This is a genomic window from Sporosarcina saromensis (genome assembly GCF_033253735.1).
GTDB classification, from domain to species: domain Bacteria; phylum Bacillota; class Bacilli; order Bacillales_A; family Planococcaceae; genus Sporosarcina; species Sporosarcina saromensis.
Genome location: NZ_JAUBDI010000010.1, coordinates 125,396 through 133,754 on the forward strand (window position 1 = coordinate 125,396; position 8,359 = coordinate 133,754).

Genomic DNA, 8,359 nt, shown 5'->3' on the forward strand with positions numbered 1-8,359 from the left:
TCACCCTTTCTCCACGTGATCGGTAAGATGCGCGTAGCCTGGTCGTGCCCATTTGCGCTCCACTTCTACCCCGTCTTGCGGATGGCGTTTTTTGTTTCGGTGGTTTGTTGCAGGCAATGGATTATCCACTCGTTCTTTCAACACTTCCATTCTCACTTTCGCTTGTTTGAAAGCAGGTGTATTCGTTCGTTGGTCTACTGCTGTCCCCGTCAAGAAATTAATGGCGGATTCTTTTTCGACAGAGTTCATCGGCAAAAATAACTCGTTGCCCTTCACGCGATCTGTAACGAGTGCCGGTAAGCGTAATGCGCCATGTGGAGAGATCAGTCGTACCATCGATCCACTGACGACACCTCGTTCTTTCGCAAGTTGTGGTGACACTTCAACGAATATTTCTGGTACTTTTTCTTGAATTCCTGCAGATTTGTTCGTTAAGTTCCCTTCATGGAAATGTTCCAACAGCCTGCCGTTGTTAATATGCAAGTCAAATTCATCGGAATACACGACAGGTTCTACCCAATCGGACAATGCAAAACGCGCTTTTTTATCAGGGAAGTTGAAACCATCTGTATATAAGAGTGGCGTACTTGCGCCATCATGACTTCCCCAGAAAAAGCTGTCCCAGTCCTCTAGGTTCGTATAGTCCGCTTGACCGAAAAGTGGTGCCAAACTTGCCATCTCTGCAAAAATGTCTCCTGGATGTGAATAATTCCAGTCTGCCCCTAAACGATTCGCCACTTCTTGGATGATCCACCAATCCGCTTTCGCATCGCCTAACTCTGGTAACGCTTTATACAACCGTTGGACGCGTCTTTCCGTATTTGTAAAGGTCCCATCCTTTTCCAATGAAGGGACGGCAGGCAAAATGACATCTGCATAACGCGCTGTTCGAGAGAAGAACAAATCTTGAACGACTAAGAACTCCAGTTTGGACAACACATCGTGGACATGATTCGCGTTAGAATCCACAAGCGCCATATCCTCCCCGACGACGTACATGCCTTTCATAATGCCTTCGTCTACGGCATGCAACATTTGAATATTATCTTTCCCAGGTCGATCCCCAATTTTCACGCCATATGCACGCTCGAATTTCGCTCGAGCTGTATCATCTGTAACGTGTTGGTAACCTGGCAACCAACCTGGCAACGTCCCCATATCACAAGCACCTTGCACATTGTTATGCCCGCGAAGTGGATAAGCTCCTGCACCTGGTCGACGGTAGTTCCCTGTTGCAAGTAACAAATTGGAAATGGCAGCAGACGTATCCGAACCGCCTGTATTTTGCGTGACTCCCATCCCCCATAAAATGCACGTGCCATCTGCATCGCGAATCATTTCTGCTGTTTGGATGAGCTTTTCTTTGGATACTCCAGTTACATGCTCCGCAAAATCGAGCGTGTACTTCTTCAGCACTTCCTTGAATTCACCAAAATGATTGACGTTCTCTTGAATGAATGCAGCGTCATGCCAGCCTTTGTCAATCATGTATTTCGTTACAGCCATAAGCCATACTTGGTCAGTCCCTTGCTTCGGACTGATGAAAATATCGGAACGATCGGCCATTTCGTGCTTGCGCAAGTCTGCGACAATCAATTTTTGGCCATGCAATTTATGTGCACGTTTCACACGAGTTGCCAGTACAGGATGACCTTCTGCCGGATTCGCACCAATTATAATGACTAGTCCAGCACTAGCAATATCCTTTATCGTACCGGCATCCCCACCCATTCCGACTGTCCGGAAAAGTCCATCGGTTGCGGGTGATTGACAATAGCGGGAACAGTTGTCGACATTATTCGTTTTAAACACTTGCCTTGCCAATTTTTGAATGACGTAATTCTCTTCATTCGTAATTTTTGAAGATGAAATGACGCCGATACTGTCTTCGCCATTCTCTTTATGAATGGTCCCTAATCGTTCTGCTACGAGATCTAACGCTTCTTCCCATGTCGCTTCGACAAACGAATCCCCTTGTCGGATTAACGGTGTCGTAATCCGCTCTTTGCTGTTCACGAAATCCCAACCGAACTTCCCTTTCACACACGTCGAAATGGCGTTTACAGGCGCTTCAGATACAGGCTGGATTTTAAGGATTTTGCGGTCTTTCGTCCACACTTCGAATGAACAACCGACACCACAGAACGTACAAACAGTCTTTGTTTTCTTTGTTCGGGTATCACGCATCGCTGCTTCCGCATCCGAAATCGCCATAATACCGCTATAGCCCGGCTCAACATCTTTAACGAGTTCAATCATCGGACTCAACACTTCGTCTTTTAAGCCAGTCATGAAACCCGCTTCTCCTAACATGGATTTCTCCATTAAGGCATTACACGGACAGACCGTCACACAATGACCGCACCCTACACAGGAAGAATCATTGATTTTCGCGCCGCCATCCCAAAGTACGATCGGTCGCTCCCTCTCCCAATCCATACTTAGTGTTTCATTCACCTGTAAGTTTTGACAAACCTCTACACATTGCCCACATGCAATGCATTGATTTGGATCGTAACGATAAAACGGATGTGTAAAATCCACACTGTCTTTTGAACACTTCGGCTCATAAGGATACTTCTGTTCCTCAATGCCCATCATGTCGACTGTGTTATGTATTTTACAGTTCCCGTTGTTGTTGTCGCACACCGTACAGTACAACAAATGATTTTCCAAAATACGATCCATCGCTTCCGTTTGTGCAGCTTTCGCTCGTGTTGATGCTAACAACACGTGCATCCCCGGTTCAGCTTTTGTTGAACACGCACGTGTCAAGCTTCCGTTTACTTCGACAATACACGTGTCACATGTTTCGATTGGGTCCACTTCAGGCAAGTAACAAATTTGCGGGTGTTCGATCTTCAGCGCATTAATTACTTGTAAGATCGTCATGCCCTCTGTAAACGGATACTTGACGCCATCAATGTTAATGAACACGTTAACGCCTCCTTTGCAAAATAAAAACCACCATGACAAAACACACCTGATAGGCAGGTGGGATTGCGTCATGATGGAAGAGTCTCCTAGCAGGTCTTGCTAAATAACCGATCCAAATGTAAAGTAATGACATGATAAGGCTACAGCAGGTTCGTACTCTAGCATCATCGTTAGTAGTATTATAGTCCATATAATTTGAAAATACAATGCATTTAATAATTTATTGAGTGAGTATTCTATATTTTAGAAAAGGAGTACGATTCATGTCCAAGCAAGTACATGATTTCAATGCAATCATCCGTAAACTACGAAAAGATTTATTCGGAAAAGGTCCGGATCGCATTCACACCATTTTTGTCGACAATATGGTCATCTCCACATTGTATGGCAATTTGACACCGACGGAAAAATTCATTGCCCGAACAACCGAAGGAAAAGAGATGATCCATATGGCACGAACGAAAATGATTCAAGAAGTCTATTTGGAGTCTCCACCTGAAGGCTTGGAAGACGTTGTAGGTGCTAAATTTGTCCATCTGTTTTCGGACATTAAAATTGAAGATGACATTGCCGTTTCAGTATTTTTATTTGACAAAACGATCGAATGAAGGAGGCAAACCGATGGAAAAGACACATAAACAACAAATATGGCGCTTTACAAATGGCCAGTGGGAAATGAAAGAAGACACGATTGCGACTGAATTTCCTGTTACAGTAAAGTTGAATGGCAAAGAATTATTGACCATCGTCTGCACCCCTGAGTTTATTGAGGATATGGTCATCGGTTTCCTTGCCTCTGAACGCATCATCCTTGATTACAATGACATTCAAGACATTCGTGTGGATGAAGCTCTTGGCATCGTGCATGTAACGACGAGCAAAACCTTTCCCTTCTTCGAACAACTGCAAAACAAGCGGTATATTACCTCTTGCTGCGGCATGAGTCGACAAGGATTTGTATTCGCTAATGATGCGCTAACCGCGAAACAAATGACTGAACAAACAGTGACACTCCAACCTGCACATTGCTTTCAACTCATGAAAACTTTAAATGAACAAGCAGACTTGTTTCATCAAACAGGTGGTGTGCATATTGCAGCGCTATGTGATACAGACGGATTTTCGGTGACACGCATGGACATTGGAAGACATAATGCACTGGATAAGATTTATGGACATTGTATCCAAAATTCAATTTCAGTCCGTAACAAAGTAATCGTCTTCAGCGGCCGCATTTCTTCAGAAATTTTGTTGAAAGTTGCAAAAATCGGCTGTGAGATTGTTTTATCCAAATCCGCACCGACTGAACTGGCAATTCAACTAGCAGACGAGTTAGGAATTACAGCAGTTGGCTTCATTCGCGGCCAATCATTTAATGTATATACGCACCCTGAACGAATTCACACACTATAAAAAACTCTCTAAAAATTATTCGTGACAAATGAGTTTCTTGGTGGTACGATGTCTGAAATGTGACAGAATTATGTCTCCTGTCTACAAGAATTCTACATCAAACTTCATAGAGTATCATTTTTTCATAAAACAAACACTTCAGGAGCGAACGATGTCACATGATTCATTCCGAAGGGAGAGTTAGCAATTGAAAGGTAAAAAAGTGAAGAACAGATGGTTGATCGCCGCATCTGCAGTCGGGATCCACATTTCCATCGGGTCGGTGTATGCATGGAGTAATTTTACAAATCCGCTCATTGAACAATTCGGTTGGTCCACAAGTCAAGTGCAGTTGACCTTCAGCTTAGCAATTCTATTTCTAGGCTTGTCTGCAGCATTTCTTGGACATTTTGTGGAGAAGTATGGACCCCGAAAAGCCGGATTGTTTGCGGCGATTTGTTTTGGAATTGGTGTCATGGGTGCAGGTGTTGCAGTTAGCGCAGGCTCGCTCCCACTACTCTATATTTTCTATGGTGTATTAGGGGGAATCGGCTTAGGGGTCGGTTATATTGCACCTGTTTCAACGCTCGTAAAGTGGTTTCCAGATAGACGCGGACTTGCAACGGGACTAGCTATTATGGGCTTCGGATTTGCCGCGGCAATTAGTAGTCCGATCATGGAAGCACTCATTACTTCTGTAGGACTACAAAATACTTTTTACATTCTCGGTGCATCTTATTTTATCATTATGATTCTCTCCTCATTGTATCTTGAAAAACCGGAAGAAGGTTGGTTGCCAGCAGGATATGATGCGAAACTTAAGAGTGGAAAAGTGGAACCAAAAACCGATTTAGCACAGCTCACAGCAAACGAAGCTGTAAAGACAAAGCGTTTTTATTATTTGTGGCTCATGTTGTTCATTAACGTAACGTGCGGCATTGCCATTTTGTCTGCTGCTAAACCGCTAGCCATCGAAAGTATCGGCATGACAACGATTCAGGCGGCTGCACTTGTTGGGGTGTTGGGACTCTTTAATGGAGCTGGTCGATTAGGTTGGGCGTCTATTTCCGATTATCTTGGTAGGCCGCATACGTATACAACATTTTTTGCCATCCAGATTATTTTGTTTGCTCTATTGCCTTTCACGACAAATGCATTGTTTTTCCAAATCATGCTCGCTGTCATTTACACATGTTACGGCGGAGGATTTGCTTGTATCCCTGCTTACATCGGTGACATATTCGGAACGAAGCAACTCGGAGCAATCCATGGATACATTTTAACCGCATGGTCGGCTGCAGGAATTGCAGGTCCGATGTTTGCAGCTTGGATGAAAGATACGACGGGTAGTTACGAAAGCAGTCTGTTATTTTTTGCCGGTTTATTTGCAGTCGCGTTAATCATTTCGATTTTAATACAAGTGGATATTAAGAGAGTGAGAGCGAATCAAAAAGAAATCACGGCAAAAGGTATGCAACCTGTTAAAAATCTTTAAGTTCACAACTTTGAACAATCTACTTAAGTAAAAATGTAAGCGATCACAGGATCATCCCTAGAGACGGGAATAAAACTAATAAAATGCATGAAGGCAAAATTCGCCGGCATGCATTTTTTCTGCTTTTACAATGTTTCTTTTTCATATTCATAAGTGGATCGGAGCGGAAAAAGGCCGACTCCTGCGGGATTGTAGCGCGAATGTTGAGACCCCGCAGGAAAAGCCGTCACTTAGAACGGCTTTTGCGAGCATAAGCGAAGCGTTGGGAGCAAGGATGCCTTAATTTCCGCAAAGTACGCAGAAATACGGCAAATCGAACTCTTCGTTGTTCGATTGGCTCAAGCGCGCCCCGCGGAAAGCGTGCCTTTTGAAGCGCAGAGAAACGGTCTTCTTAGAGTTATTTCCCAACTTCTTATTTTTTTATCATATGTATTTTTCGCACAAACATGGGCATTCCTAAAGCAAAATTCATAGAGGGAGAACGATATGAAACGTCTACTCTTTTTAGTTTGCTTAACATTAGGAAGCCTCCTCATCTCCTTAACAAGTTTTAAACCGTCTACAACAGAACAACTTACGATTCCCGTCAGTAAAGATCAGCAAACCTTACACGAGAAGATAAAAGATTACGCAGAAACACATAATGAACAACCAATTGACGCAGTCATTGATCGCGTTTGGAAAGCAATACCTGGTTACAATGGTCTGTTCATCGATGTCGATCAAAGTTTTAAACAAATGGCTTCTGCGAATCAATTCGATAAAGAGTTGCTCATTTATAAAGAAGAACGACCTGCTGTTACACTAGCTGATTTACCGCCCTCCCCCATTTTTAAAGGAAATCCAGAGAAAACGATGGTCGCTTTTTTAATTAACGTCGCATGGGGCAATGAATTTATCCCACCCATCCTGAAAGCACTGGAAACACATGACGTAAAAGCAACGTTTTTCTTGGACGGGAGTTGGACAAAAAATAATCCTGAAATGGCAACAATGATTTTTGCACAAGGACACGAAATTGGCAACCACGCTTTCACCCACCCTGATTTAGCTCAAACAACGCTTGCAAAAACAAAAGAAGAACTCCACAAAACGAATGAAGTCATTCAAGAAACAATCGGTGTTAAACCCAAATGGTTCGGTCCACCAAGTGGAAGCTTCAACCAGCAAACAGTCGACGTTGCACGTCAGTTAGACATGTATACAGTTTTATGGACAATCGATACGGTTGACTGGAAGCAACCTGAAACCGCTCCTATGGTAAATAAAATCGTCAATGGAGTGGAAAATGGTTCGATGGTTCTTATGCATCCGACAAAACCGACTGCCGAAGGGATGGATGATATGATTCGACGCATTAAAGAAAAAGGATTATCCATCGGCACAGTTTCTAATCTACTCAGTGAGCAAAGGATGGAAACACCCGAATCTGCAAACGATTTTATTCCATTAGAATATCGATAAGGTCATTACGTACTCTCCAAATAAAAAGGAAAAGTGTGATTGAGTCTGTTCAATCCACTTTTCCTTTATTGCTCTTGCGGAAACTTACTCACTTTCTTTTTTATAGTTCTCCCAAAATGTTGCATTTTTAATCCCGAGCTTTTTAGGATCAAATATAGGATCCAACCCCAGTTTCTTTTGTTGCTCGTAATCTTTTAATGCTAGCAATGCTGGTCTAGCTAAAATTACAATTGCTATGACGTTCAACCATACCATAATGCCAAGACCAACGTCACCAAGGGCCCATGCTAATTCAGCTGTTCGAACGGTACCCCAAAAAGTTGCGATTAAGATAACAATCTTCAAAATGAACATAACGGATTTTGTATTCCGTTTACGAAACAAGTAAGCGATGTTCGTTTCTGCAATGTAGTAATACGCCATAATCGTTGTAAAGGCAAAAAAGAATAATGCTACGGCTACGAAACCTGCACCAAATCCGGGTAGAATACTGTCGACTGCTGCTTGCGTATAGCCAGGTCCTTGCTCCACACCTTCCAAATTATGCACGATAAAACCTTTCCCATCTTCCGTTTGCGTGTTATACATGCCAGTAAAGAGAATCATGAAAGCGGTTGCAGAACAAACGAAGAGTGTGTCAATATAAACCGAAAATGCTTGCACGAGTCCTTGTTTTGCTGGATGGGAAACCTCAGCCGCCGCCGCTGCATGTGCACCAGTCCCTTGACCTGCTTCATTCGAAAATACCCCGCGTTTAACTCCCCACATAATCGCCATCCCGATGATTCCACCAAAAGCAGAATCTAACGCAAAAGCACTTTTAAAAATTAATGCAATTACTTCCGGAAGAAGTTGTATATTCATTGCGATTATAACAATCGAAAAAATCATATAGCCAATCGCCATGAAAGGAACTAGTATTTGCGCTGTTGAAGCAATTCGTTTCACGTGTTTATGGCACACTAGAAATGTAGAAAACGGCAGCTAATTTATGTATAAAAAAAAGGCCACTTGCCAACATCTGAAAAAATACTTACACTCCTGTTGGGCATTAAGTTCACAGGAGGTAAA

Annotated in this window: 6 protein-coding genes; 4 read left to right on the plus strand and 2 right to left on the minus strand. The window is 42.9% G+C overall.

Going from position 1 to position 8,359, the window contains the following annotated elements; translation table 11 throughout:
• Positions 1–3,009 carry a formate dehydrogenase subunit alpha gene (gene fdhF / locus QT711_RS11845; protein WP_317944500.1) on the minus strand — a complete coding sequence of 1,003 codons (3,009 nt, stop codon included), beginning with the start codon at positions 3,007–3,009 and terminating at the stop codon, positions 1–3.
• 191 nt (positions 3,010–3,200) lie between these two features.
• On the opposite strand from fdhF, the gene QT711_RS11850 reads away from it, so the two are divergent.
• The 4 genes from QT711_RS11850 (at position 3,201) to QT711_RS11865 (ending at position 7,288) form a co-directional block, all read left to right on the plus strand.
• Complete coding sequence (locus QT711_RS11850; protein WP_317944502.1) at positions 3,201–3,545, plus strand: DUF2294 domain-containing protein; 345 nt, start codon at positions 3,201–3,203, stop codon at positions 3,543–3,545.
• A gap of 13 nt (positions 3,546–3,558) precedes the next feature.
• Positions 3,559–4,350 (plus strand): formate dehydrogenase accessory sulfurtransferase FdhD, encoded by a 792-nt coding sequence (fdhD, locus tag QT711_RS11855; RefSeq protein WP_317944504.1) that lies wholly within the window; start codon positions 3,559–3,561, stop codon positions 4,348–4,350.
• Positions 4,351–4,552: 202 nt separating this feature from the next.
• Positions 4,553–5,824: an L-lactate MFS transporter gene (locus QT711_RS11860; protein WP_317944514.1), complete on the plus strand. Its 1,272-nt coding sequence runs from the start codon at positions 4,553–4,555 to the stop codon at positions 5,822–5,824.
• A 486-nt stretch (positions 5,825–6,310) separates the two neighbouring features.
• Positions 6,311–7,288: a polysaccharide deacetylase family protein gene (locus tag QT711_RS11865; RefSeq protein ID WP_317944506.1), complete on the plus strand. Its 978-nt coding sequence runs from the start codon at positions 6,311–6,313 to the stop codon at positions 7,286–7,288.
• 84 nt (positions 7,289–7,372) lie between these two features.
• Here the strand turns inward: QT711_RS11865 and QT711_RS11870 are convergent, their stop codons facing one another.
• Positions 7,373–8,272 carry an alanine:cation symporter family protein gene (locus QT711_RS11870; RefSeq protein WP_317944516.1) on the minus strand — a complete coding sequence of 300 codons (900 nt, stop codon included), beginning with the start codon at positions 8,270–8,272 and terminating at the stop codon, positions 7,373–7,375.
• Between the last annotated feature and the right edge of the window lie 87 nt (positions 8,273–8,359).